The sequence below is a fragment of the Reyranella humidisoli genome, assembly GCF_019039055.1.
GTDB lineage: Bacteria > Pseudomonadota > Alphaproteobacteria > Reyranellales > Reyranellaceae > Reyranella > Reyranella humidisoli.
The window spans coordinates 265,599-291,007 of record NZ_JAHOPB010000001.1; the positions used below are offsets into that span (position 1 = coordinate 265,599).

At 66.9% G+C, this 25,409-nt stretch carries 25 protein-coding genes; 9 read left to right on the forward strand and 16 right to left on the reverse strand.

What is annotated here, in order from left to right; all coding sequences use genetic code 11:
- Positions 1 to 7: 7 nt before the first annotated feature.
- The 7 genes from KQ910_RS01305 to KQ910_RS01335 form a co-directional block, all read right to left on the reverse strand.
- Positions 8 to 826, reverse strand: coding sequence for a ferritin-like domain-containing protein (locus KQ910_RS01305; protein ID WP_216956303.1), 819 nt, complete (start codon positions 824 to 826; stop codon positions 8 to 10).
- 113 nt (positions 827 to 939) lie between these two features.
- A complete protein-coding gene (gene atpC, locus KQ910_RS01310) occupies positions 940 to 1,353 on the reverse strand; it encodes an ATP synthase F1 subunit epsilon (RefSeq protein WP_216956306.1) in 414 nt (137 codons plus the stop codon).
- A gap of 4 nt (positions 1,354 to 1,357) precedes the next feature.
- On the reverse strand, positions 1,358 to 2,785 hold the full coding sequence (gene atpD / locus KQ910_RS01315) for a F0F1 ATP synthase subunit beta (protein WP_216956308.1): 1,428 nt from the start codon (positions 2,783 to 2,785) through the stop codon (positions 1,358 to 1,360).
- Between the two features lie 40 nt (positions 2,786 to 2,825).
- Positions 2,826 to 3,716: a F0F1 ATP synthase subunit gamma gene (locus KQ910_RS01320; protein WP_216956311.1), complete on the reverse strand. Its 891-nt coding sequence runs from the start codon at positions 3,714 to 3,716 to the stop codon at positions 2,826 to 2,828.
- Between the two features lie 17 nt (positions 3,717 to 3,733).
- Positions 3,734 to 5,260: a F0F1 ATP synthase subunit alpha gene (gene atpA, locus KQ910_RS01325; protein WP_216956314.1), complete on the reverse strand. Its 1,527-nt coding sequence runs from the start codon at positions 5,258 to 5,260 to the stop codon at positions 3,734 to 3,736.
- Positions 5,261 to 5,845: a F0F1 ATP synthase subunit delta gene (locus KQ910_RS01330; protein WP_439653326.1), complete on the reverse strand. Its 585-nt coding sequence runs from the start codon at positions 5,843 to 5,845 to the stop codon at positions 5,261 to 5,263.
- A 170-nt stretch (positions 5,846 to 6,015) separates the two neighbouring features.
- The gene (locus KQ910_RS01335; protein ID WP_369408269.1) at positions 6,016 to 8,187 is read right to left on the reverse strand and encodes a primosomal protein N'; all 2,172 of its coding nucleotides are present in this window, start codon (positions 8,185 to 8,187) and stop codon (positions 6,016 to 6,018) included.
- 109 nt (positions 8,188 to 8,296) lie between these two features.
- Here KQ910_RS01335 and fsa point away from each other — a divergent pair, with 109 nt between their 5' ends.
- Genes fsa through KQ910_RS01355 form a run of 4 tightly spaced genes read left to right on the forward strand, consistent with a single transcriptional unit; the run spans position 8,297 to position 11,347 of the window.
- Positions 8,297 to 8,953, forward strand: a complete 657-nt coding sequence (gene fsa / locus KQ910_RS01340) for a fructose-6-phosphate aldolase (RefSeq protein WP_216956319.1) — start codon at positions 8,297 to 8,299, stop codon at positions 8,951 to 8,953.
- A 15-nt stretch (positions 8,954 to 8,968) separates the two neighbouring features.
- Positions 8,969 to 9,700 carry a DUF484 family protein gene (locus tag KQ910_RS01345; protein ID WP_216956322.1) on the forward strand — a complete coding sequence of 244 codons (732 nt, stop codon included), beginning with the start codon at positions 8,969 to 8,971 and terminating at the stop codon, positions 9,698 to 9,700.
- Positions 9,701 to 9,707: 7 nt separating this feature from the next.
- The gene (locus KQ910_RS01350; RefSeq protein WP_229600290.1) at positions 9,708 to 10,640 is read left to right on the forward strand and encodes a tyrosine recombinase XerC; all 933 of its coding nucleotides are present in this window, start codon (positions 9,708 to 9,710) and stop codon (positions 10,638 to 10,640) included.
- A 2-nt stretch (positions 10,641 to 10,642) separates the two neighbouring features.
- Complete coding sequence (locus KQ910_RS01355; protein ID WP_216956325.1) at positions 10,643 to 11,347, forward strand: aspartate/glutamate racemase family protein; 705 nt, start codon at positions 10,643 to 10,645, stop codon at positions 11,345 to 11,347.
- Here the strand turns inward: KQ910_RS01355 and KQ910_RS01360 are convergent.
- Positions 11,325 to 11,741, reverse strand: coding sequence for a GNAT family N-acetyltransferase (locus KQ910_RS01360; RefSeq protein ID WP_216956328.1), 417 nt, complete (start codon positions 11,739 to 11,741; stop codon positions 11,325 to 11,327). The genes KQ910_RS01355 and KQ910_RS01360 overlap by 23 nt on opposite strands.
- Positions 11,742 to 11,797: 56 nt before the next feature.
- Between KQ910_RS01360 and KQ910_RS01365 the strand changes: the two genes are divergently transcribed.
- Entirely contained in the window at positions 11,798 to 12,688 is an 891-nt protein-coding gene (locus tag KQ910_RS01365; RefSeq protein ID WP_216956330.1) for a lytic transglycosylase domain-containing protein, read from the forward strand.
- A 43-nt stretch (positions 12,689 to 12,731) separates the two neighbouring features.
- Here KQ910_RS01365 and KQ910_RS01370 read toward each other — a convergent pair whose 3' ends face one another.
- Genes KQ910_RS01370 through KQ910_RS01385 form a run of 4 tightly spaced genes read right to left on the reverse strand, consistent with a single transcriptional unit; the run spans position 12,732 to position 16,706 of the window.
- A complete protein-coding gene (locus KQ910_RS01370; protein WP_216956333.1) occupies positions 12,732 to 13,256 on the reverse strand; it encodes a dihydrofolate reductase family protein in 525 nt (174 codons plus the stop codon).
- 50 nt (positions 13,257 to 13,306) lie between these two features.
- Positions 13,307 to 14,608, reverse strand: a complete 1,302-nt coding sequence (locus KQ910_RS01375) for an APC family permease (protein ID WP_216956336.1) — start codon at positions 14,606 to 14,608, stop codon at positions 13,307 to 13,309.
- Positions 14,609 to 14,644: 36 nt separating this feature from the next.
- Positions 14,645 to 15,892: a carbohydrate porin gene (locus tag KQ910_RS01380; protein WP_216956338.1), complete on the reverse strand. Its 1,248-nt coding sequence runs from the start codon at positions 15,890 to 15,892 to the stop codon at positions 14,645 to 14,647.
- 19 nt (positions 15,893 to 15,911) lie between these two features.
- A complete protein-coding gene (locus tag KQ910_RS01385) occupies positions 15,912 to 16,706 on the reverse strand; it encodes a dienelactone hydrolase family protein (RefSeq protein ID WP_216956341.1) in 795 nt (264 codons plus the stop codon).
- Positions 16,707 to 16,851: 145 nt separating this feature from the next.
- On the opposite strand from KQ910_RS01385, the gene KQ910_RS01390 reads away from it, so the two are divergent.
- The 4 genes from KQ910_RS01390 to KQ910_RS01405 all read left to right on the forward strand — a co-directional run bounded on the left by KQ910_RS01390 (position 16,852) and on the right by KQ910_RS01405 (position 19,387).
- Entirely contained in the window at positions 16,852 to 17,532 is a 681-nt protein-coding gene (locus KQ910_RS01390; RefSeq protein ID WP_216956344.1) for a site-2 protease family protein, read from the forward strand.
- Between the two features lie 89 nt (positions 17,533 to 17,621).
- Positions 17,622 to 18,008 carry a COG4315 family predicted lipoprotein gene (locus KQ910_RS01395; protein WP_216956346.1) on the forward strand — a complete coding sequence of 129 codons (387 nt, stop codon included), beginning with the start codon at positions 17,622 to 17,624 and terminating at the stop codon, positions 18,006 to 18,008.
- Between the two features lie 75 nt (positions 18,009 to 18,083).
- Positions 18,084 to 18,590, forward strand: coding sequence for a sigma-70 family RNA polymerase sigma factor (locus tag KQ910_RS01400; RefSeq protein ID WP_216956348.1), 507 nt, complete (start codon positions 18,084 to 18,086; stop codon positions 18,588 to 18,590).
- Complete coding sequence (locus tag KQ910_RS01405; protein WP_216956351.1) at positions 18,587 to 19,387, forward strand: anti-sigma factor family protein; 801 nt, start codon at positions 18,587 to 18,589, stop codon at positions 19,385 to 19,387. Before KQ910_RS01400 ends, KQ910_RS01405 begins: the two co-directional genes overlap by 4 nt.
- A 3-nt stretch (positions 19,388 to 19,390) precedes the next feature.
- Here the strand turns inward: KQ910_RS01405 and KQ910_RS01410 are convergent, their stop codons facing one another.
- The 4 genes from KQ910_RS01410 to KQ910_RS01425 all read right to left on the reverse strand — a co-directional run bounded on the left by KQ910_RS01410 (position 19,391) and on the right by KQ910_RS01425 (position 25,347).
- Complete coding sequence (locus KQ910_RS01410; RefSeq protein ID WP_216956354.1) at positions 19,391 to 19,657, reverse strand: hypothetical protein; 267 nt, start codon at positions 19,655 to 19,657, stop codon at positions 19,391 to 19,393.
- Positions 19,658 to 19,664: 7 nt separating this feature from the next.
- A complete protein-coding gene (gene lpdA / locus KQ910_RS01415) occupies positions 19,665 to 21,077 on the reverse strand; it encodes a dihydrolipoyl dehydrogenase (protein WP_216956357.1) in 1,413 nt (470 codons plus the stop codon).
- Between the two features lie 114 nt (positions 21,078 to 21,191).
- Positions 21,192 to 22,415: a 2-oxoglutarate dehydrogenase complex dihydrolipoyllysine-residue succinyltransferase gene (gene odhB / locus KQ910_RS01420; RefSeq protein WP_216956361.1), complete on the reverse strand. Its 1,224-nt coding sequence runs from the start codon at positions 22,413 to 22,415 to the stop codon at positions 21,192 to 21,194.
- Positions 22,416 to 22,443: 28 nt separating this feature from the next.
- Positions 22,444 to 25,347, reverse strand: coding sequence for a 2-oxoglutarate dehydrogenase E1 component (locus KQ910_RS01425; protein WP_216956363.1), 2,904 nt, complete (start codon positions 25,345 to 25,347; stop codon positions 22,444 to 22,446).
- Positions 25,348 to 25,409 lie beyond the last annotated feature (62 nt).

Genomic DNA, 25,409 nt, shown 5'->3' on the forward strand with positions numbered 1-25,409 from the left:
GCCTTCTCTAGGCGTTCTGGGCGGCCAGCCTGGCGGCGTTGCGGCGCAGGAACCAGAGGCCGGCGCGCGTCATCAGGTTGTTGAGCCGGCCCTGCGGTTCAAGACCGATCGTCTTCAGGACCATGGCAATGGCGCGCTGGACATGGGTCTGCCGGTACAGCGGATAGGCCCGGCGCGCATAGGCCTGCATGTTGCGCTTGCGGTCGTAAACCGCATCCACCGGTTCGTTGGCGGCGAAGTAGGCGTATGCCAGTTCGTCGTCCTCGCTTTCGGCCAGACGCCCCCAGCCGATGCGCAGGCGGGCCCAGCGGTTCAGCCGGTCGCGCTGCAGGCAGCGGTTGAGATGCTCGTAGAACAGCTTGTAGTGGCGGAACTCGTCGGCCGCGATCTTCTGGCAGACCTGCTTCAGCACCGGCTCCTCGGTCGCGTCCTTGAGGGCGCTGTAATAGGAACTGGTGCCGGTCTCGACGATGCAGCGCGCGATCATTTCGCCGGCCTGGCTGCCTCGCACCGATTCGTTCACATGCAGGGGCAGCTTGTAGCCGGTGCGAAAGCGCTCGAAGGCGGCGTCGAAATCCCACGTCGGATCGGCCAGCTGGGCCCAGCGGCCGAGCGCCAGGCCATGCTGCACTTCCTCGACGACCCAGTTGTCGACGGCGTCCATGAACAACACGTCGCCGGCGAACACCCGGCCGAGATAGATGCCGTAGTCGCCTCCGTTCCGCTCCACCAGGGCTGCGGCCTTGATGTTGCGAAGGATCTCCGGATCGACCTTCGACGCATCGAAGCGATCCCAGGCGATCGTCTCGAGTGTCCAGTTACCCATGAACGAGCACCCTCGGCGCGTTGTCTTACCAGCGTAATAAACCCACCTCCGGCCTGCGTTTCAATGGCAGACCGGTGCACTTCTCGACTGAAAAATGCGCAGTAGCGCTGAAATCAGCGGCTGGCGTAGAAGGCCTGGGCGCGCTTCAGATCCTGGGCAATGCCCAGATTCTTCTCGGCGGCAGCCTTCTCGGCGGGCGTAGCGGCGTCAGTGATGTCGTTGCGGGCCGAGCGCTCGCGGTCGTCGAGCTGCGCGACGGTAACCTGCTCGAAGGGTACCGCCTCGTCGGCGAGCACCGTGCAACGCTCCGGCGTGACCTCGGCGAAGCCGCCGGCCACGAGGAAGCGCTGCTGGACCTTGTTGCCCTGGTAGACCTCGAGGACGCCCGGACGGACGGTCGAGATCAGCGGGGCGTGGCCCGGCAGGACGCCGAAGTCGCCTTCGCTGCCCGGGACGACGACCATGTCGGCCTCGGTCGCGAGCAGTTCGCGCTCGGGCATCACCAGACGGAAGGAGACCTTGGCCATCTGCTTAGGCCGCCTCGGCCGCGAGCTTCTTGGCCTTGTTCACGGCTTCCTCGATCGTACCGACCATGTAGAACGCCGGCTCCGGCAGATCGTCGTACTCGCCGGCAAGGATGCCCTTGAAGGCCTTGATCGTGTCCTCGAGCTTCACGAACACGCCCGGCGTGCCGGTGAACACTTCGGCCACGTGGAACGGCTGGCTGAGGAAGCGCTGCATCTTGCGGGCGCGGCTCACGACCAGCTTGTCCTCTTCCGACAGCTCGTCCATGCCCAGAATGGCGATGATGTCCTGCAGCGACTTGTACTGCTGCAATACGCGCTGCACGGAGCGGGCGGTGTCGTAGTGCTCCTGGCCGACGACGCGCGGGTCGAGCATGCGCGAGGTCGAGTCGAGCGGATCGACGGCCGGGAAGATCGCCTGCTCGGCGATCGAGCGGCTGAGCACGGTCGTGGCATCCAAGTGGGCAAACGAGGCGGCCGGGGCCGGATCGGTCAAGTCGTCGGCGGGCACGTAAATGGCCTGCACCGAGGTGATCGAGCCCTTCTTGGTCGAGGTGATGCGCTCCTGCAGGCCGCCCATGTCGGTGGCCAGGGTCGGCTGATAACCCACCGCCGACGGGATACGGCCGAGCAGCGCCGACACTTCCGAGCCGGCCTGGGTGAAGCGGAAGATATTGTCGACGAAGAACAGCACGTCCTGCCCTTCGGCATCGCGGAAGTATTCGGCGACGGTGAGGCCCGACAGCGCGACGCGGGCACGGGCGCCCGGCGGCTCGTTCATCTGGCCGTACACCAGAGCCACCTTGGAGCCCGGACCGTCGAGCTTGATGACGCCGCCCTCGATCATCTCGTGATAGAGGTCGTTGCCCTCGCGGGTACGCTCGCCGACGCCGGCGAACACCGACACGCCGCCGTGCGCCTTCGCGACGTTGTTGATCAGTTCCATGATCGTCACGGTCTTGCCGACGCCGGCGCCGCCGAACAGGCCGATCTTGCCGCCCTTGGCGTAGGGCGCGAGCAGGTCGATGACCTTGATGCCCGTGACCAGAATCTGGGCTTCCGTCGACTGCTCGGTGAATTCCGGCGCGCTGCGATGGATCGGCAGGGTCTGCTTGTTGCCGACCGCGCCGCGCTCGTCGATCGGATCGCCGATGACGTTCAGGATGCGGCCGAGCGTCTCGGGGCCGACCGGCATCTGGATGGGCGAACCGGTGTCGACCGCCTTCTCGCCGCGGACCAGACCGTCGGTCGTGTCCATCGCGATGGCGCGCACTTCGGATTCACCCAGGTGCTGGGCGACTTCCAGCACGATCAGGCGGTTGTCGGCGTTGACGTGCAGCGCGTTCAGGATGTTCGGCAGCTGCCCGGCTTCGAACCGCACGTCGACGACCGCGCCCGTGATCTGGGTGATCGAGCCGATGCTATTGGTTGCCATGAGACGGATCCCTTTCTTTCTATTGCGTACAGCGCGCGGCCTAAACGGCCTCGGCGCCCGAGATGATCTCGATGAGTTCCTTGGTGATGGTGGCCTGACGCGAGCGGTTCATCTGCAGCGTCAGTTTCTTGATCACTTCGCCGGCGTTGCGCGATGCCGAGTCCATCGCCGTCATCTGCGAGCCGTAGAAGCTCGCGGCGTTCTCCAGCAGGGCGCGGAAGATCTGGACGGTCAGGTTACGCGGCAGCAGGTCGGCGAGAATCTCGCCCTCGTCCGGCTCGAATTCGTAGATCGCGCCGCCCGCTGCAACGGGAGCAGCCGTATCGGCCGTGCCCTCGGGCGCCGGCGGCGGGATGAGCTGCTGCACCGTCGTGACCTGGGTCATCGCCGACTTGAAGCGATTGAAGACGATGGAGGCCACGTCGAATTCGCCGGCGTCATACATCTCCATGACGCGCTTCATGACCCTCTGGGCGTCGCCGAACCCAAGGCGCGGACGCCCGAGGTCGGTCATGCCCTCGACCAGCAGAGTGCTGTAGTCGCGGCGCAACTGCTCGCGGCCCTTGCGGCCCACGGTGAAGATCTTGACGGTCTTGCCTTCGGCCTGGAGCGCGCGGATCTGACGGCGCGCCTCGCGCACGATGGTGCTGTTGAAGCCGCCGCACAGGCCACGATCACCCGTGGCGACGATCAGCAGATGAACCTTGTCCGAGCCGGTGCCGGCCAGCAGGCGCGGGCCGGTACCGCCTTTGAAACTGTGACCCAGCGACGCCAGAATCCGGTCCATGGCTTCGGCATAGGGACGGGCCGCGGTGGCCTGCTCCTGGGCGCGTCGCAGCTTGGCGGCTGCGACCATCTTCATGGCCTTCGTGATCTTCTGCGTCGACTGGACGCTTCGGATCCTGAGCCGGTAGGTCTTGAGACTGGGCATCTAAACCTGCGAGCGCCTTAGGCGAACTTCTTGACGAAATCGCCGAGGAACGCCTTCAGCTTGTCGTCAGTCTCCTTGACGATCTCGCGCTTCTCGCGGATCGACGACAGGATCGAGCCTTCGGCGCGGACCGCGTCGAGCAACTGGCGCTCGAACTCGTTGATGCGGCCGATCGGCAGCGTGTCGAGGAAGCCGCGGGTGCCGGCATAGAGCGAGATGACCTGCTCCTCGACCGGCATCGGCGAGAACTGGCCCTGCTTCAGCAGCTCGGTCAGGCGCTGGCCACGCGCGAGCAGGCGCTGGGTCGAGGCGTCGAGGTCCGAGGCGAACTGGGCGAAGGCCGCCATTTCGCGATACTGCGCCAGCTCCAGCTTGATGGTACCGGCGACCTGCTTCATCGCCTTGATCTGCGCGGCCGAGCCGACGCGGCTGACCGACAGGCCGACGTTAATGGCCGGACGGATGCCCTGATAGAAGAGCTCCGTCTCGAGGAAGATCTGGCCGTCGGTGATCGAGATCACGTTGGTCGGGATGTAGGCCGACACGTCGCCGGCCTGCGTCTCGATGATCGGCAGCGCCGTCAGCGAGCCCGAGCCGTTCTTCTCGTTCAGCTTGGCGGCGCGCTCGAGCAGGCGCGAATGGAGATAGAACACGTCGCCGGGATAGGCTTCGCGGCCCGGCGGGCGGCGCAGCAGCAGCGACATCTGGCGATAGGCGACGGCCTGCTTGGAAAGATCGTCATACACGATCACGGCATGCATGCCGTTGTCGCGGAAGTACTCGCCCATGGCGCAACCGGTGTACGGCGCGAGGAACTGCATGGGCGCCGGGTCGGACGCGGTGGCGGCGACGACGATGGAGTATTCCAGCGCGCCGTTGTCCTCGAGCGTCTTGACGATCTGGGCGACGGTCGAGCGCTTCTGGCCGATGGCGACGTAGACACAGTAGAGCTTGCGGCTCTCGTCGGTGCCCTTGTTGATGCCCTTCTGGTTCAGGAAGGTGTCGATCGCGACGGCGGTCTTGCCGGTCTGGCGATCGCCGATGATCAGCTCGCGCTGGCCGCGGCCGACCGGGACCAGCGAGTCGACGGCCTTGAGGCCGGTCTGCATCGGCTCGTTCACCGACTTGCGCGGAATGATGCCCGGCGCCTTCACCTCGACCAGGCGGCGCTCGGTGGTGGCCAGAGGGCCCTTGCCATCGATCGGGTTGCCGAGACCGTCAACGACGCGGCCGAGCAGGCCCTTGCCCACGGGCACGTCGACGATGGTGCCGGTACGCTTGACGGTGTCGCCTTCCTTGATGGTGCGATCTTCGCCGAAGATGACGACGCCGACATTGTCGCTCTCGAGATTGAGCGCCATGCCCTTGATGCCGCCGGGGAACTCGACCATCTCGCCGGCCTTGACGCTGTCGAGGCCGTAGACGCGCGCGATGCCGTCACCGACGGAGAGGACCTGGCCGACCTCGGCCACTTCGGCTTCGGTGCCGAAGTTGGCGATCTGCTGCTTCAGAATGGCCGAGATTTCGGCGGCACGGATATCCATTTAGGCAACTCCCTTCATGGCAAGCTGCAGGCGCTGCAGCTTGCTTCGGACGGACGAATCGAACAGGCGCGAACCGACTTTGACGACGAGACCGCCGAGAATGTCGGGTTCGACGCGCGCGTCGATGGAAACCTTATTGCTGGCCAGCACGGAGCGCAGCGCGGTGCTGAGCTGCTGCAGCTGGGCGGGGGAAAGTGGAACGGCCGAGGTGACCGTCGCGGTCGTCTCGCCGCGGCGGCGGGCGAGTTCGGCGAGGAACGCCGAGGCCATCGCCGGCAGATCGCGCGAGCGGCCGTTGGCAGCCACGGTGCCGATGAAGCTGCGGGTCAGCCCGGAAATGCCGGCGGCATCGAGAACCGCGAGCAGCGCCTTGCCCTGCAGGGCGCGGCCGATGACCGGGCTGGCAATGAGGCGCGCCAGGTCGGCGCTCTCGTCGAGCAGCTTGCGAAAGGTGGCGAGATCCTGCGCCACCTGGTCGAGGGATTTGGCGCTATCCGCGAGTTCAAAAAGGGCGCTGGCATAGCGTCCGGCAACGCCGGTGGTTGCGGTGGTCACGTCTAGAGCCTCTCCCCTGCCGCGGAACACGGCCGGCAAGCCATTGAATTCACACGCTTTTCGCTAGCAGAACGCCCCGCGTCGCTTGCCGCCCCACCCCGGAAAAGCGCGCGTTGCTACCATGCTGCATTTCCCGGCGCAACGTCGGCAAAGCGCTGTTCTACAGCGGTTTTTCGGCGCGGGGGTCCCGACGTGTGGACTCAAAGGAAGGAATACGGGTCGACATCGACCTGCAGACGCACTGAACCGGGCAGGCCGATCTTCTCCAGCCACGCATGTAGCAAGGGCTGCACGGCGGTCTCGCGGCCGGCCTTGAGCAGGAAGCGACGGCGGTGCCGGCCGCGCAGCAGGGCCAGCGGTGCGACCGACGGCCCCAGGATCGTGACGCCTTCCTGCTGCGGCGCCTGGCGCGCGAGTGCTGCACAAACATTGTCGACCGCCACGGGATCCGGCCCGGAAATGATCAGGGAAGCCAGCCGTCCGTAGGGCGGCATGCCGGCCAGCGACCGGTCGTGCAGTTCGACCTCGACGAAGCGGTCGCGATCACCCGAAACCAGCGCCTGCATCACCGGATGGTCGGGATTGTGGGTCTGGATCAGCGCCCGGCCCGGCCTCCCGTCGCGGCCGGCGCGGCCCGCCACCTGATAGAGGAGCTGGAACGTCCGCTCGGCCGCCCGCAGATCGCCGCCGTTAAGGCCGAGATCGGCATCGATCACGGCGACCAGCGTGAGGTTGGGGAAGTGATGGCCCTTCGCCGCCATCTGCGTGCCGATCAGGATATCGATCTCGCCCTTCTCCATGCGTTCGACCGCGGCCGACGCCTCGTCGCGGTTCATCAGGCTGTCCGACGTGAAGAGTTCCAGCCGCGCCTCGGGGAAAAGCTCCAGCGCCTCCTCCGCGAGGCGCTCGACACCGGGACCGCAGGCGACGAACTGGTCGACCGCGCCGCAATGCCGGCAGGTCTGCGCCGGCGGCTCGGTGTAGCCGCAGTGATGGCAGACCAGCGTGCGGCGAAAACGATGCTCGACCAGCCAGGCTGAGCATTGCGGGCACTCCAGCCCCGAGCCGCAGGCGCGGCAGAGCGTGATCGGCGCATAGCCGCGGCGATTGAGGTAGAGCAGCGTCTGCTCGCCGGCCGCCAGCGTCTTCTTCATCGCCTCGACGACCGGCGGCGACAGCCAGCGGCCGCGCGAGGGCGCCTCGCGTCGGAGATCGATCGCCGACAGGGTGGCGAGCCGATGGCCGCCGTGCCGCCCCGGCAGATGCACCTCGCCGTAACGGCCGGTCTTCACGTTGACGACGCTCTCGAGCGAGGGCGTCGCGGACGCGAGCACGATAGGTGCGGAGGCAAGGCGCGCGCGCACCACCGCCATGTCGCGCGCATTGTAGACGACGCCCTCGTCCTGCTTGAACGAACTGTCGTGTTCCTCGTCGACGACGATGAGGCCGAGATTGGCGAATGGCAGGAACAACGCGGAGCGCGCGCCCACGACGACGCCGACCCGCCCCTCGGCAATGGCCCGCCAGGTTTCGCGGCGTTCCAGGCTGGTGAGGCCGGAATGCCAGGGCGACGGCAAGGCGCCGAAGCGGTCCTCGAAGCGCCTGAGCCATTGCGCCGTCAGCGCGATCTCCGGCAGCAGCACCAGCACCTGCCGGCCAGCGGCGAGACAGGCGGCGACCGCCTCGAAATAGACCTCTGTCTTGCCCGCGCCCGGCACGCCATCGAGCAAGGTCGCAGAGAAGGCATGTGCCTTCACCTTCTCGACCAGGCTATCGGCGGCGATCTTTTGCGCGGCCGACAAGGTCGGCCCGTCATGAAGCCCGTCGGGTTGCGGAAAGGAGCGGCGCACGATGCGCTCCTCGGCCACCAGTAGCCCGACCGATGCCATACTCTTCACCACCGACGTGCCCACGCCGGCGAGATGCGCAAGCTCCGCGGCGGCCATCGCGGGCCCATCCTTCAACTGCTCCAGCACGCGACGACGCGCCGCCGTGAGCTTGAGCGCAGTGTCCTCGGTCGGCGCGGCCGGGCGATAGACCAGTTCGGTCTTGGGCGCTTCGAGCGCCGACGGCACGCTCATCGCCATGCGCAGCACGGCGCCTGCAGGCATCAGCGTGTAGGCCGACACCCAATCGACGAAGCGGCGCATCGCGTCGGCCATCGGCAGTGCCGGCAGCACCGCGATCACGTCGCGCAACTTCTCCGGCGCGACGTCGCCGGTGCCTGTGCCCCAGACGACGCCGACGGTTTCGCGCTTGCCCAGCGGCACGATGACGAAATGCCCCGGCACGACCGCCATGCCTTCAGGCACGCGATAGTCGTAGGCATCGCCGAGCGGCAGCGGCAGCAAGACCTTGACCGTGTTTTCCACCGATTCGAGACGCGACGACGCTGCCCCCTTGGCTTGTGGCTCCGAGGGGGAATCGCTAGAAATTGTGGCAACAGGCGAGTCCGAACCACTGGCCATTGGGGTAGTTTATATGAAGTTCTTCGTCGATACCGCCGATGTCGCCGATATCACGGATCTGGCGGCCTCCGGCCTGCTCGACGGGGTGACGACCAACCCCTCGCTGATCGCCAAGTCGGGCCGCCAGATGCTCGACGTCATCAAGGAGATCTGCGCCATCGTCCCGGGCCCGGTCAGCGCCGAAACGGTCGCGACCGACCACAAGACGATGCTTGAGGAAGGCCGCAAGCTCGCCAAGCTGGCCAGGAACGTCACCGTGAAGGTTCCGCTGACGCCAGACGGTCTCAAGACCTGCAAGGCACTAACCTCCGAAGGCACGATGGTGAACGTCACGCTCTGCTTCTCGGCGGCGCAGGCGCTGCTGGCAGCCAAGGCCGGCGCAACTTTCGTATCGCCCTTCGTAGGCCGCCTCGACGATATCGGCCAGGACGGCATGCATCTCATCGGCGAGATCATGACGATCTACCGCCAGTACCCGCACTTCAAGACCGAGGTGCTGGTGGCCTCGATCCGTCACACGCAGCATGTGATCGCCGCCGCCAAGCTCGGCGCCCATGTCGGCACGCTGCCGCCCAACGTGCTGCGCCAGCTCTTCAAGCACACCCTGACCGACAATGGCCTGAAGGCCTTCCTCGACGATTGGGCCAAGACCGGCCAGTCGATCCTCTGACCCGGGGACGGGCACATGGCCAATGACGGTACGATCCCGGCGCCCGACGGCTCCGGCCGGCAGGTGAAGCTGATCACCGCCGACGACGTCGTGGCCTATCTCAAGGCTCATCTCGACTTCTTCGACAAGAACGGCGAACTGGCCGCCGAGATGGGCATCACGCCGAGGGTCCAGGGACCGGGCGTCATCGACATGCAGCAGGCGATCCTGAAGCGCCTGCGCGGCGAGATCGAGAAGCTCAAGGTCGAGCGCACCGAGATCATCGCCAATTCCAAGCAGAACCAGATCGTCCAGAACCGTATCCAGGCGGCGGTAATCAGCATCATCCAGGCGACGACGTTCGAAAAGATGATCCACGTCGTCACGCACGAGCTGCCCGAGCTGCTCGACGTCGACTTCATCACCATGGCGATCGAGGCCAATGCTGACGCGCCCAAGCGCGTGCCGGTGCGCGGCGTCTACGTGCTGGCGCCGGGCGCCATCGACGCCGCCATCGGCCCCGACAAGCATGCCCGCCTGCGCTCCGACATCGTCGGCGAGGAAGCCTTCTTTGGCGACGTCGCGCGCTTCGTGAAATCGGACGTGCTGATGCGCCTGCAGGTCTCGTCGGGTTCGCCCGACGGCGTCATGTGCTTCGGCGCGCGCGATCCGGAGGCCTTCGGCCCGGAGATGGCGACCGAGCTGCTGTTCTTCCTGTCGAAGGTGCTGGAGAACACAATCCGCGCCTGGCTCGACCTGCCCGAGTGACATCGCCTTGAGTGTCGCAGGCGCACTGGAGGCGTGGCGCGACTGGCTGAAGACCGAGCGCAGGCTCGCCGTGCACACGCTCACCGCCTACGAGCACGACGTCGCGACCTTCCTTGGCTTCATGACGACCTATCTCGGCGAGACACCGACCCTCGATGCGCTCGCGAGGCTGAAGCCCGCCGAGTTCCGTGCCTGGCTGGCCGATCGCGCGCACCAGGGCATGGCGCGCACCTCGACGGCACGGGCCTTCTCCTCGGTTCGCTCGTTCTTCCGCTTCCTCGACAAGAACGGCCTCGCGCACAATGCGAGCATCGCCACCATCCAGACGCCCAAGCTGCCGCGCTCAGTGCCGAAGGCGCTGAGCGAACGCGACATGGAGGACGTGCTCCAGGCCCAGTCCGACCAGGAGCGCGCGCCGTGGATCGACCTGCGCGATGCCGCGGTGCTGGTCCTGCTCTACGGCGCCGGCCTTCGCATCGGCGAGGCGTTGTCGCTCTCCAAGGCGGAAGTCGACGACCTGTTGAAGAGCGGCCGCGACACGCTTGCCGTCACCGGCAAGGGCAACAAGACGCGGCTGGTGCCGCTGCTGCCGCAGGCGCTGCAGGCGCTCAAGGCCTATCGCGACGCCTGCCCCTGGCTGGCCGCGGCCAAGCCGTCGGATCGCGTCTTCGTGGGCGCGCGCGGCGGCGCGCTCGATCCCGCCATCGTGCAGAAGCGGGTGCGCGAGATCCGCCGGGACCTCGGCCTCGCCGAAAGCGTGACGCCGCACGCGCTGCGCCATTCCTTCGCGACGCACCTGCTGGGCGCCGGCGGCGACCTGCGTACCATCCAGGAATTGCTGGGCCACGCATCGCTGTCGACGACGCAGCGCTACACCGACGTCGATGCCGCCCGCCTCGCCGCCGTCTATCGCGCCGCGCATCCGCGCGCGAAGGGATAAGCATGCCGCAGCATATCGGGATCGTCGCCTGCTCCGCCGAGGGCGCCGCCCTCTGCTACAAGACGATCTGCGTCGAAGGCGCGGGACTAATGGGTCCGCATGCCCATCCCGAAGTCTCGATGCATACCCATTCGCTGGCCGATTATGTCGAGCGGCTCGATCGCGGCGACCGTGCCGGCGTGGCCGAGCTGATGCTCTCGTCGGCCGGAAAGCTCGCCAAGGCCGGTGCGGATTTCCTGATCTGTCCCGACAATACGATCCATCAGGCGATGGCGCTTGTGCTGCCGCGCTCGCCGCTGCCCTGGCTGCACATCGCCGAGGTGGTCGCCGCCGAAGCCGCAGCGCGCGGCTACAGGAAGCTCGGCATCACCGGTACGCGCTGGCTGATCGACAGCGAGGTCTATCCCCAGAAGATCGAGGCGCAGGGGCTCGCGTGGCTGCGCCCCACGGACGCCGAGCGTGACGAAACCAACCGCATCATCATGGACGAACTGGTGCAGGGCGTGTTTACGGCAGAGGCCGTCGCAGCCTACCAGCGCGTGATGGGCCGCATGAAGAAAGAGGGTTGCGATGCCGTCATCCTGGGCTGCACCGAAATCCCGCTGATCATGCACGACGGCAACTCGCCGCTGCCGACCCTCGATTCGACGCGCCTCCTCGCCCGCGCAGCCCTGAAGCGCGCCGTTACAGCGCCTTCCGGAAGATGATCTCGCCGTTGTCCTGACGGCCGATCTCTTCCCAGCCGTTGGTGCGATAGAAGCGCTCGGCGCGCGTACCGGGCCCTGTCGTCAATGTCGCCGCCGCAAAGCCCGCGGCACGCACATCCTCACAGGCAAGCGGCAGCAGCGCCTGTCCCAGCCCACGGCCCTCGTAATCGGGATGGATGAACAACCCGAAGATCGTGCCGTCGCGCGGATCGGCGACGGAGAAGCCCTGCACCGCACCCGCCTCCTCCCATACCCAGAAGGTGGCGTTCTCGAAGATCCAGTCAGCGGTAGTCTCGACCTTGCCTGCCGAGGCCGCGCTGAGCTGGTTCTCGCGCACGGCAAGGCGCACTTCGGAAATGCGGGGACGGTCGGCGAGGGTGGCTTTGCGGATCATGAAACAGAGTCCGATGCGGTGCGTGAATTCGGCCGACGATGATACCATTGCCGCCAATGGATCGCGTGCTGCTCACCCCGCGATGTCTGCTCCTGTCGCTGCTGGCCTTGGTATCGCTCGCCATTGCCCTGCCGCCGCTGGCACAGGCGCGTGCCGAACCGGCGAATGACCGGCGCCCCTCCGTCGCCGACATCTGCAGCACGCTGGCCCAGGCGGCAGCCGAGAACGGGCTGCCGGAAGAGTTCTTCACCCGCCTCATCTGGCAGGAGAGCCGGTTCAATCCCTCGGCCGTCAGCCCGGCGGGCGCGCAGGGCATCGCGCAATTCATGCCGGGGACCGCGGCGATGCGCGGCCTCACCAACGCCTTCGAGCCGCTTCAGGCGTTGCGCGAGTCGGCGAGCTACCTGCGCGAGCTGCGCACGACCTTCCGCGGCAATCTCGGCCTGGCCGCAGCCGCCTACAATGCCGGTCCCGGCCAGGTCGAGGCCTGGCGCGCTGGCCGCAGCGTCCTGCCCGGCGAGACGCAAGCCTATGTCCGCATCGTCACCGGTTATAGCGCCGAGGCCTGGACCGCCCACCCGATGCCGCAGCTGCAGTCCACGGCGACACAGACAGGCGAGCGCTGCATCGAACTCGCCAGGAACATGATCGACACGCCGCGCCGCCGCCCCCTGCTCACCTCGGACCCGGCCTGGGGACCGTGGGGCGTCCAGCTTGCCGGCAACTGGTCCGAAGGCCGCGTGCTTGCCCACTACGAGAGGCTGCGGCGCAAGTACGAACCCGTGCTCGACGATCGGCTGCCGCTGGTCCTGAATTCGCGCCGCAACGATTTGCCCACCTACGCCGTGCGGGTCTCGGCAAAGACCCGGGCGGAGGCCGACGCACTCTGCGCGAAGCTGAGGGCCAAGGGGGGCGCCTGCGTCGTCTTCCGCAACCCGCGGGATTGACGCGAAGCTCCCCTGTAGAACGGGGAGGAGAAGAGCTTGTTGATCAAGCGGCCTGGTAGACGAGATGCAGCGCGCCGCCCGAGCGGGGCTCGCATTTGACCAGCCGCAGCCCGAGGCCGGGTGTGCCCTCGGGGAAGAGCGGGATGCCGTCGCCCAGCACGAGCGGCAGCAGCGCCATCTCCAGTACGTCGAGCTTGCCCACCGCCATCATGCCGCGGATCACCTGACCGCCGCCCTCGACCCAGACGCGCCGCGCGCCTTTGCCTTCGAGTTCGGCGGCAAGGGCCGCGAAGTCGGCCGGCCGCGCCTCGACGCCCTGCGGCGGATCGACGAGCGGCCGGCTGGTCACCACGAAGGTGGGTTTATCGGGATGCGGCCAGTCGCCGAAGCCGCGCACGGTCTCGTAGGTCGCACGCCCCATCACGACGGCGTCGACCTCCGCCAGGAACGCGTCGATGCCGAACTCCTGCGGAGGATAATCCATCAGCCAGTCAAAAGAACCGTCGGGCCGCGCGATCTTACCGTCGAGCGACACCGCGATGTGGCAATGCCAGGTCGTTCTCGTCATCAGAACCTCTCTGCTGGGAGCGCGGCCGGAATGTCCGCTTCGCGGTGACGTCAGGACGAGCGGCGGCGGCGTTGAATCAGCCATTCGACGCCGAGGCTGCCGGCGACGGCCAGCCCGGTGAGCCAGATGGCCGAGGGCTGCGTCGACCAGAGGCTGACCGCGAACGCCACGAGCACCACGGCCATCAGCGCCGCACCGACGACGATCGGGAGGCGCGATCCCCCCGCTTCGCCATGCAGCCGCCAGTGCGCCGCGAAGACGCCGAGATAGCAGATCAGGATCGTCGCACCCGCGACCTGGGCGATGGCGCCGAGATCGAGAAGGTTGACCATCACCAGAACGGCACCGGCCGACCACACCAGCCCGCGCGTGCCCTGCCCCCAGGCGACCCGCTCGAACACGGGGGGAAGCTGCCCTTTGCCGGCGAGGCCGCGCGAGACTTCGAGGGCACAGAAGAAGCTCGCATTGATCGAGGAGGCAGTCGCGAACAGCGCACCGATCGACACGACGACGAAGCCGACCTGACCGAGGACGGGCTTGGCGGCCTGCGCCACGGCCGTGGTCGTGAAGCGCGCCAGCTCGTCGGGCGAGATGTTGCCCATCACGACGACCGACAGGCCGATATAGAGGACGATCACGACACCGATCGCGAGGAAGATGGCGCGCGGAATGGTCTTTGCGGGATCGGCGACGTGGCCCGAGGCGTTGGTCATCATGCCGTAGCCGCCATAGGCGAAGAAGGTAAGGCCGACGCTCGCGAGCAATATGCCCGGACCGACGGTCGGCCCCTGCGCCAACATCGCGGGATCGAGGCTCGACCCACCGGCCACCAGCAGCGCCGTCAGGATGACCAGCTTGATCCCGACCAGCAGCTCCTCGACGCGCCCGACCATGCCGGATCCCGCCATGTTGACGATGAAGAGGACGATCACGATAGCCGACGCGAAGATGTTGGCCACATAGGCGGCCGAAACGTCGCCCAGCAGCAGGCGGTCGGCATAGGCGCCGAAAGTCTTGGCGACCATCGCGATATTGACGATCTGCGTCACCAGATAGAGGACCGACAGGCCACCCGCCACGGTCTTCGACGGAAAGGCCCGGTCGAAATAGTCCATGATGCCGCCCGAACTCGGGAAGCGGGCGGCGAGCCGGGCATAGGAGTAGCCCGACAGCAGCGCGATGACGCCGCCGACGGCGAAGGAGAGATAGACGTCGCTGCCTGTCATCAGCGCGGCCTGGCCCAGCAGCGCGAAGATGCCGGCGCCGACCATGGATCCGATGCCGAGCGACGAGACACTCCACATGCTCATCCGCCCATGCCCCTGCCTGGACGGATCGATCGTATCGGTCATGGACAGGCTCTCCCCCTCGAACACGCTACGGGCACGTCAGAACAGCACCGTGAGCCGCAGCGAGAAGACCGCCGCCATCTGCTGCGTCGGCGCCAGCGCCGGCTGGAAATAAAGCTGGACGTCGGGCGTGATCAACAGGTGTTTCACCGACCACGACCAGTACAGCTCGACCATCGTCTCGCTGGGCCGCACCGGCGCGCCTGCATAGAGCCTTTGGTTCGTGGCGTTCCAGGCGATGCCGAGGCCGATCTGGTCTTGCGGCGCACGGCCCAGCGGATTGTTGTAGACGGCGCCGCCCGAGATCGACGACTGGATGTACCAACTCGAGTTCCATGCGGTGTTGGCACGTACGAACAGGCCCCATTTCTCGTCGAGCGTCTGGGAGGCGTTGAACGACAGACCCGAACTCGCCTGCGGCTGCATCGGGACGCTCGGCAGATTGTAGTAGAGCAGCGAATAGGTGCCCTTGCCGAGCCTGCCGAGATTGGGCGACACGGCACCGTAGAGGAACCAGGAATACTGGCCCTGGAACGCCGTATTGAACTGGATGTAGTTGGAAACCGCGACGTTGTTGGCGTCCTGGAAGCCCGCGATCAAGGTCAGCTCCTTGGTCGGATTGACCTGGACATAGGCACCGAGGCTGCCCTGCGAATAGTTCTGGCTGCCGTTCTGCGCCAGCGAGTAGCCAAGGAAATTGACCTGCTCGTTGCCGGAGTAGGCATTGGTGTCGAAGTTCGAGAAAGGAAACTGACCCAGAGTGAGCGACACGAAGTGGCCGGGGAAGTCGTGCGTGTAGCTCACCTGCGCGAAGGTGAGCTGGTTGACCGGATAGTCGTTGACCGGACTGTTGAGGAATAGCCTGTTCTGCAGGCTCTGGCCGGTCTGGCCCGACCAGTACTGGGCCGCGAAATAGGCGAACTGGAAGGAGCCGGCGCCGATCCCGGGATCGTCGAACATCTTCCAGTTCAAGGCCGGCGAGAACTGGGCCTGCACCGCTCCATAGCCGCTGCCGGGCGCTCCCCACTGGCTGACGACCGACGACGTCATCGAATAGAAGATGCCGGTCGAGTCCTGGATCTCCTTCTTCGCCAGCGCATAGCGCCGGGCGGCATCGTCGAACTCCTGGTCGAGAAAGTACTGCTCACGCACTTCGGCCGAGCGCATCCGGTTGTGGACCTTGCCGACATGGCGCACGCCGTCGGCGTCAGCCGTTTGCTGCGCAGCCGCCTCCGCGAGGGGAAGGATCAGGGCCGCCAGCCCGCCTATCCACGCCGTCGAACGCATCGGTTCCTGCCGGCCCGCGTCACGGCTTCAGTGCCTTGTCGAGGAACGACTTCACGTCGACCACGAACTGCTTCCAGGCAGGCTCGTAGGCACCGTAATGCGCCCCGCAGCAACCGCCGGGCTTGCTGCGATTGCCAACCCCGCTGAGATAGCGCACCGGCAGGCCGAGCGCATCGAAACTGTGATGGGCACCTTCGTAAATCTTCGTTTCGACGAGATCACGGCCGCGCACGACACGGTCCATCACGGCACGGCATTGCGCGACCGGCGTCCAGTCGTCGAGTGCGCCCATGGCGAGCAGGATCGGTTGACTGACCGCGAGGCGCGGCCCCAGCGCATCCGCCAGCGCGCAATCGGGATAGAGCAGCACTACCGCCCGCGCCGCCGATGGCGCGGTGCTTTCCGGCGTGGCCGAAAGGGCACGCAGCATCGCGACGCCACCGCCGTAGGAATAACCCATGTAGGCGAGCCGCCGCGGATCGATGCCCGGCTGCTTCGCCAACCACGCAAGGGTTGCATCGATGTCCGCCGCCCGCACCTCGGCCGCGGCGGGCGTCGGCCAGTTGCGGCCGCACACGTCCTTGAGGCCGCGCGCCGAGAAACTGTCGACCACGAGCGCGGCGTAGCCCCACGATGCAAGGAGCCCCGCCATGCGCGCGGTGTTCTGGCCCGGCCCGCCGCAGCCGTGGAACAGCGCAACCGCGGGCACCGGCGCCGTGACGTTGGCAGGACGGAAGAATTGCGCCGCGAGCTGAAGCGTGCGACCGCCCTGCTCCACCGGAACGCGGACGTTCTGCTGGGCCGAAGCAGGCATTGCATACAAGACGGCGAGCAGAACGAGGATGGAGGTCGTCCATGCTGGCGCTGCGGCTCGGGCTTGCCCGCGTCTGTTCGGCCACCGAAGATGCATCGGCCGGAACGTAAACCATGCAAGAGCAGAGACAACAGGTGGATTGCCCGTGAACGAGACGATCTACACCATCTCAACCTGGGTCATCCCGGCGATCCTTGCCATCACGCTGCACGAAGCAGCGCACGGATTCGTGGCCCTGCGCTTCGGCGACCGCACCGCCTGGCAGCAGGGCCGCGTGACCCTCAATCCCTTCAAGCACATCGACCCGTTCGGCACGATCATCCTCCCGGGCCTGCTGATCTTCCTGCGCGCGCCCTTCCTGTTCGGCTACGCCAAGCCCGTGCCGGTGAATTTCCGGGCGCTGAACAATCCCAAGCGCGACATGGTCTGGGTCGCCGCCGCCGGGCCCGCCACGAACGTCCTGATGGCCGTGGCCGCGGGCCTGCTGGCGCACCTCGCCGTTCTCCTGCCGCAACCCGCGGCGACGTGGTCGATCCTCAACATTGAGAACGCGATCCTGATCAACGTCCTGCTCGCCGTCTTCAACATGGTGCCGCTGCCGCCGCTGGACGGCGGCAGGGTCGCGGTCGGCCTGCTGCCCAACAGCCTGGCTTTGCCGCTCGCCCGGCTGGAACCCTACGGCATGCCGATCCTGCTCGGCCTGATCTTCCTGCTGCCGCTGATCGGCCGGCAGTTCGGGGTCGACCTCAACGTCATCGGCTGGATCCTCGGCGAGCCGGTCAACTGGCTGGTCAACCTCGTGATCCGCGTCACCGGCAACGGCTGACCCCAAAAGAAAAGTGTCGCCGCCGGGAATAAACGGCCTCTCCCCGGCGTCTCTCCCCTGCAGACCAACTGCTGCATGGGAGTCACACAATGCTGAAGTCGATCCTTTCCGCCGCCGCCGCTCTGGCGGTCCTCGCCGCCGGCAGCGCGTTCGCCGCCGAGCCCGCCTCCGCCACCCCGCCCGCCATGAAGAACGGCATGCTGGTCAGCGCAAGCGGGATGACGCTCTACACGTTCGACAAGGACGCCACGCCGGGCAAGTCGGTGTGCAACGGCCCGTGCGCCACCAACTGGCCGCCGGCCCTCGTCGCCGACGGCGCCAAGGCGTCGGGCGACTGGAGCATCATCACGCGCGACGACGGGCTGAAGCAGTGGGCCTACAAGGGCAAGCCGCTCTACGCCTTCGCCAAGGACACCAAGGCCGGCGACACGACGGGCGACGGCTTCCTGAACGGCGCCTGGCACATCGCCAAGTAACGCGACGCGTACGGACCGAAGGATACGGTGCCGGCCAAGGTTCGGCCGGCACCGGCCTTCCTGTAGAGTAGCCCGATGGCCGATGCGGAAGCCCTGCTCGAACCGCTGATCCCCGCGTTGCGCCGCTATGCCTATGCGCTGCTGCGCGACCACGATGCGGCCGACGACCTGGTCCAGGACACGCTGGAGCGCGCGCTGTTGCGCTGGGCGCTGCGGCGGCGCGACGGCGACCTCCGCGCCTGGCTCTTCACCATCCAGCGCAACCTCTACGTCTCCGCGCTGCGCCAGGGCCAGCGGCGCGGCGCGTCTGTCGAGCTCGACGACGCGACGATGCCGGCGACCGGCGCGCAGCAGGAAAGCGGCCTCGAGGTACAGGACATCCTGTCGGCGCTCGACCGACTTCCGGAGGAGCAGAAGTCGATGCTGCTGCTGGTCGGGGTCGAGGATCTTTCATACGACGATGCAGCGAAGGTCATGGGCGTGCCGATCGGCACCGTGATGTCGCGGCTGGCGCGCGGCCGCCAGAAGCTGCGCGCACTGCTGGAGACGGGGCGGACGACGCTCCTGCGGAGAGTGAAATGACGGGCAGGGACACGCCACGAAGCAATTTCCCCATCGGCGAGAACGAGCTGCAGGCTTTCATCGACGAGCGGCTGGACGACGAGCGGCGCGCGGTCGTGGACGCGCACCTCGCCCACCATCCCGAGTTGGCCGAGCGCGTCGCGCAGGAGCGCCGCCAGCGCGCGATGCTGCGCAGCCGACTCGACGCCAAGTTCGCCGAACCCATTCCCGCCCGCCTCCGAATCGCCAACCTGCAGGCCGCACGCCGCACCTTTCGGCTGCGCAGTTGGGGCAGCGCCGCCGCGGCCATCGCCCTTTTCGTGACCGGCGCGACCGCGGGCTGGTTCGCCAACGAAATTGCGCCGATGCCTCGGCCGGTGGCACCGACGGCCAGCGTCGCGCAGGGTGCGAAGGCGGCCTATCGGACCTTCGTGGTCGAAGTCGCCCATCCCGTCGAGGTGGGCGCGCAACAGGAAGCGCACCTGCTGCAGTGGCTCTCCAAGCGGCTGGGCCGCAAGCTCGCGGCCCCCGACCTCTCCCGATTCGGCTACAGGCTGATGGGCGGGCGCCTGCTTCCGGGCGGCGACGGTGCGGCGGCGCAGCTCATGTACGACGATGCGAGCGGCAAGCGTCTCACCATCTATGTGCGTGCGACGGAGGGAACCGAGACGGCCTTTCGCTTCCAGAAGGAAGGCGAAGCCTCGACCTTCGCCTGGATCGACCAGGGCTTCGGCTTCGCGGTGACGGCACCGGCCAGCCGCGAGGAGCTGCTGCCGATCGCCGAAGCGGTCTATCGCGGCTTCGAGGGCAAGAGCTGACCGCTACTTCGTCGGGTCGGTCATGTCCTCGAATTCCTTGAGGTGACGCGGCGCCCATTTGTGGTCGCGCGCCTTCACGATCCACTTGTCGAGCGTGGGCCAGCGCCGCCGGGCGGAGGTCACCCATTTGCGGCCGGTCTCGAATTCCGTCGCCAGCAGATAGAGGGCGATCACGAAGAAGATCCAGCCCTGCAGGATCGGGATGAAACCGCCGACCACCGACATGGCCAGACAGGCCATGATCGCGAGCGCCATCAGCGGCTGGCGCATGGCGGTCCTAGAGGTGGATCGGCTTGTCCCACGCGGCGAGCGCGGCTTCCTTCAGCGCCTCGTTGACCGTGGGATGGGCGTGGCAGACGCGGCCGATATCCTCGGCCGAGGCGGAGAACTCCATCGCCATGGCGGCTTCGCCGATCATGGTACCGGCCTCGGCGCCGAAGATGTGGACACCCAGCACCTTGTCGCTCGCTTTGTCGGCCAGAACCTTCACGAAACCCTCCGTGGCGCCATTCGCGCGGCTGCGCGGGTCGGCGGTGAACGGATACTTGCCGACCTTGTACGCAACGCCGGCCGACTTCAGTTGTTCCTCGGTCTTGCCGACCCAGGCCACTTCGGGCTGGGTGTAGATGATCGAGGGTACGAGATCCCAGTTCACGTGACCCTTCTGGCCCGCGAGGGTCTCGACGCAGGCCACACCGTCCTCGCTCGCCTTGTGCGCGAGCATGGGACCGTCGATCACGTCGCCGATGGCATAGATGCCGGGCACCGAGGTCTGGAAGTGGCCGTCGACGGCGATGCGGCCGCGCTCGGTCATCTTCACGCCGAGCTTGTCCAGGCCGATGCCCTGCACGAACGGACGGCGGCCGATCGAAACCAGCACGACGTCCGCTTCCAGCGTCTCGGCCGCGCCGCCCTTGGCGGGCTCGACCGTCAGCGTCACGCCGGCGCCGGTCGTCTCAGCCTTGGTGACCTTGGCGCCGAGCTTGAACTTCAGCCCCTGCTTGGTGAGCGCGCGCTGGAAGAACTTGGTGACCTCGTCGTCCACGCCTGGCGTGATGCGGTCGAGGAACTCGACCACCATCACCTCGGCGCCGAGGCGGCGCCACACCGAACCCAGCTCGAGGCCGATGATGCCGGCACCGACCACGACGAGGCGCTTCGGCACTTCCGAAAGCTCGAGCGCCCCGGTCGAGGAGACGATCTTCTTCTCGTCGATTGTCACGCCCGGCAGCGGCATCACTTCCGAGCCTGTGGCGATCAGGATGTTCTTCGCGGCCAGCGTGTCCTTCACCGCACCATCGTCGCCCACGACCGCGACGGAGCCCGGCGCCTCGATGCGGCCCGCGCCGGTATAGGAGACGATCTTGTTCTTCTTGAACAGGAAGGCGATACCCTTGGTCGTGGCCTCGACGACCTCGCCCTTGCGCTTCATGAGTTGCGCGAAATCGAGCTTCGGCGCCGCCACGACGATACCGTGCACGCCAAGATCGTGGCCCGCTTCCTCGAACAGATGCGAGGACTGCAGCAGCGCCTTCGAGGGGATGCAGCCGACGTTGAGGCAGGTGCCCCCGAGCGTCGCACGCTTCTCGACGACGGCGACCTTGAGGCCGAGCTGCGAGGCGCGGATCGCGGCGACGTAACCACCGGGTCCGGCGCCGATCACGACGAGATCAAAGGATTCGTTTGCCATTGGCGCACCGTGCTCATTACGAAATCGGTGTCATCCCGAGCGCAGCGAGGGACCTTTAAACAGCGCCGCGAAAAAGGTCCCTCGCTGCGCTCGGGATGACACGGTTGTTGAAACTCAAACGCCGAGCAAGAGACGCTCGGGATCCTCGATGCAGTCCTTGACCTTGACCAGGAACAGCACCGCCTCGCGGCCGTCGATGATGCGATGGTCGTAGGACAGGGCGAGATACATCATCGGACGCGCCTTGATCTCGCCGCCGACCACCATGGGCCGCTGCTGGATCTTGTGCATGCCGAGGATGCCCGACTGGGGCGGGTTCAGGATCGGCGTCGACATCAGCGAGCCGTAAACGCCGCCGTTGGAGATGGTGAAGGTGCCGCCGGTAAGGTCGGCGATCGACAGCTTGCCGTCGCGCGCCTTGCGGCCGAGATCTCCGATGCCCTTCTCGACGCCCGCAAAGTCGAGCGCATCGGCGTCGCGCAGTACCGGCACGACCAGCCCCTGCGGCGTGCCCACGGCGACACCGATGTCGTAGTAGTTCTTGTAGACGAGCTCGTCGCCCTCGATCTCGGCATTGACCGCCGGCAGCTCCTTGAGCCCCGCGATGCAGGCCTTCACGAAGAAGGACATGAAGCCCAGTCGCGCGCCGTGCTTCTTCTCGAAATCGTCCTTCAGCCGGTCGCGCAGCGCCATCACGTTGGTCATGTCCACCTCGTTGAAGGTGGTGAGCATGGCCGCGGTGTTCTGCGCTTCCTTGAGGCGGTTGGCGATGGTGCGGCGCAGCCGCGTCATCTTCACCCGCTCCTCGCGGTCGGCCTTGAGGCGCGGACCGGTGGGCGCGGCGGGCCTGGCGGCCGGCGCCGCGGCGGCCGGGATCGACGAGATCGCCGCCAGCACGTCTTCCTTGGTCGCGCGGCCGTCCTTGCCCGTCGGCTGGATGGAAGCGGCGGAAACGCCCTTCTCCTCGGCGAGCTTGCGGGCGGCGGGACCTGAGGCGGCGAGATTGGCGCCGGCAGGCGCCGCAGCAGCAGGTGGCGGCGCGGGAGCAGCCTTGGGCACGGCCGGAGCGGCCACCGGCTTCGGCGCAGCGGCACCGGCAGCCCCCGCCTCGATGTGACAGAGCACGCCGCCCACCTGGACGGAGGCGCCCTCTTCCACGGCGAGTTCGGCGATGGTGCCGGCGACGCTGGCATTCACCTCGACGGTGACCTTGTCCGTCTCGAGTTCGCACAAGGGCTGGTCGACGGCGACCGCATCGCCCGCCTTCACCAGCCACTTCGCAACGGTCGCCTCGGTGACCGATTCGCCCAGAGCCGGAACCTTGATCTCGACGGCCATGACTACACTTCCTCTTCTCTACCCGCGCTCAACCGACAGTGAGGGCGCGGTCGACCAGATCGGCCTGTTCCTTGAGATGGTTGCGCGCCGACCCGGTGGCGGGCGACGCGGCTTCGGGACGGCCGACATAGAGCGGCCGCCTCGCCTTCGCCTCGATGTTGGCCAGCGCGCGCTCGATGCGGCGGTCCACGAAGTGCCAGGCGCCCATGTTCTCGGGCTCTTCCTGGCACCACACGATGTCGGCGTTCGGATACTGTGCAAGCCGCACCCCGAGCCGCGTGAACGGGAACGGGTAGAGCTGCTCGATACGCATGATGGCGATGTCGTCGATCTTGCGCTTGCGGCGCTCGGCGACGAGGTCGAAGTAGACCTTGCCCGAGCACAGGATGACACGGCGCACCTTGGCACCGTCGACGAGCTGGTCGGTCTCGACGAGGATGCGGCGGAACGAGCTGCCCGGACCGAAGTCGGCCAGGGTCGAGACGCAATCCTTGTGACGCAGCAGCGACTTCGGCGTCATCACCACCAGCGGCTTGCGGAAGGTGCGGCGCATCTGCCGGCGCAGCGCATGGAAGTAGTTGGCCGGCGTGGTCGGATTGATGACCTGCCAGTTGTCCTCAGCGGAGAGCTGCAGATAGCGCTCGAGGCGCGCGGAGCTGTGCTCCGGCCCCTGGCCTTCGTAGCCGTGCGGCAGCAGCATCACTAGGCCCGACATGCGCAGCCACTTGCTCTCGCCCGAGCAGATGAACTGGTCGATGATCACCTGCGCGCCGTTGGCGAAGTCGCCGAACTGGGCTTCCCAGAGGACCAGCGCGTTGGGCTCGGCCAGCGAGTAGCCGTACTCGAAGCCCAGCACGCCCGCCTCGTTCAGCGGGCTGTCGATCACCTCGTAGCGGGCCTGGCCTTCGGCCACGTGATTGAGGGGCACGTACTTGGCCTCGTTCGCCTGGTCGACCAGCACCGAATGGCGCTGTGAGAAGGTGCCGCGGCCGGAATCCTGGCCGCTGAGACGCACCGGCGTGCCTTCCGAGAGCAGCGTACCGAAGGCCAGTGCCTCGCCGGTCGCCCAGTCGATGTTCTCGCCCGTGTCGATCGTCTTGCGCTTCTCCTGGAGCTGTCGGACGATCTTGCGGTTGAGGTCGAAATCCTTCGGCGGCTCGGAGATCGCCCGCCCGACGGCCTTGAGCAGATCGAGGTCGACGGCGGTAACGCCCTTGCGATCCTCCTCGCCCGGCGCGACCGTGAAGCCCGCCCACTTGCCCTCGAGCCAGTCGGCCTTGTTGGGCTTGTAGTTGGTCGCGGCCTCCAGCGCCTTGTCGAGCTTTTCGCGCAGGCTCGCATCCATGGCGGCGACCTCGTCGGCCGTGACCACGCCCGCGGCTTCGAGTGAAGCGGCGTAGACTTCCTTCACCGAACGATGCGCGCCGATCTCCTTGTACATCAGCGGCTGGGTGAACATCGGCTCGTCACCCTCGTTGTGACCGTGCCGGCGGTAGCAGAACATGTCGATGACGATGTCGCGCTTGAAGTGCTGGCGGAATTCGGTCGCGATGCGCGCGACGTGGACCACGGCCTCGGGGTCGTCGCCGTTCACGTGCAGGATCGGCGCCTGCACGATCTTGGCGACTTCCGTGCAGTACGGGCCCGAGCGCGATTCGGTCGGCAGGGTCGTGAAGCCGATCTGGTTGTTCACGATGAAATGGATCGTGCCGCCGATGCGGTAGCCCGCGAGATCGGAGAGGTCGAGGCTCTCGGCGACCAGGCCCTGGCCCGCGAAGGCCGCGTCGCCGTGCATCAGGATGCACATGACCTGGCTGCGGTCGGTGTCGCCGCGCTGGTCTTCCTTGGCGCGCGCCTTGCCCAGGATGACCGGGTTGACCGCCTCGAGATGCGAGGGATTGGGCGACAGCGAAAGATGGATCACGTTGCCGTCGAACTCGCGGTCGGCCGAGGCGCCCAGGTGATACTTCACGTCGCCGGAGCCACGCATTTCCTCGGGCTGCGAGGAGCGGCCCTGGAACTCCGAGAACAGCGCCGTGTAGCTCTTGTGCATGACGTGCACGAGCGTGTTGAGGCGGCCGCGATGCGGCATGCCCAGCATCACTTCCTTCACGCCGAGCTGACCGCCGCGCTTCAGGATCTGCTCGATGCCCGGGATCAGCGATTCGCCGCCGTCGAGACCGAAGCGTTTGGTGCCGACGAACTTCACGTGCAGGTAGCGTTCGAGACCCTCGGCCTCGCCGACCCGCTCGAGGATCATCTTGCGGCCGGTGACGGTGAACTCGGTGTGGTTCTCGATGTGCTCGATGCGCTCCTGGATCCACGCCTTCTGGTCGGGATCGGAGATGTGCATGAACTCGACGCCGATCTTGCCGCAATAGGTCTTGCGCAGGCGCTCCATGATCTGGCGCAGCGTCGCGGATTCACCCAGCGCCAGCGAGCCGAATATCAGGATCGGGCGGTCCCAGTCGGCTTCGCCGAAGCCGTAGGTCGCGGGATCGAGTTCGCGATGCGGCGCCTGGCGCACGAGACCGAGCGGGTCGAGGTCGGCCTCGAGATGGCCGCGGATGCGGTAGGCGCGGATCAGCATCAGCGCCCGCGCCGTGTCCTGCGCCGCCGCGCGGATCTCTTCCTCGGTCTTTCCGGCAATCGCCGGCGCGGCAGCAGCGGCCCCCTTGCCGCCCTTGACGTTGCGGTTGGCTGCGGCCGGAACCGCGTCGGGATCGACCGCGCCGATCACCCGGGGGCCATTGGGCGCCCAGGACGCGCCACGCACCTCGGCGAGCACATCGCCCTTCTGCTCGGCCAAGGCGCCGAAGAAGGTCTGCCACTCGCCATCGACCGACGACGGGTCGGCGAGGAACTTCGCATAGAGTTCCTCGATGAAAGGCGCGTTTGCGCCGAACAGGAACGACGTCTGTTCTGCTCTCATGGCCCTTACTCCCTGGCCCGTATCCAGTTGCCGCCTGGCAGAGGCTTGGCGGCCCGTATCGC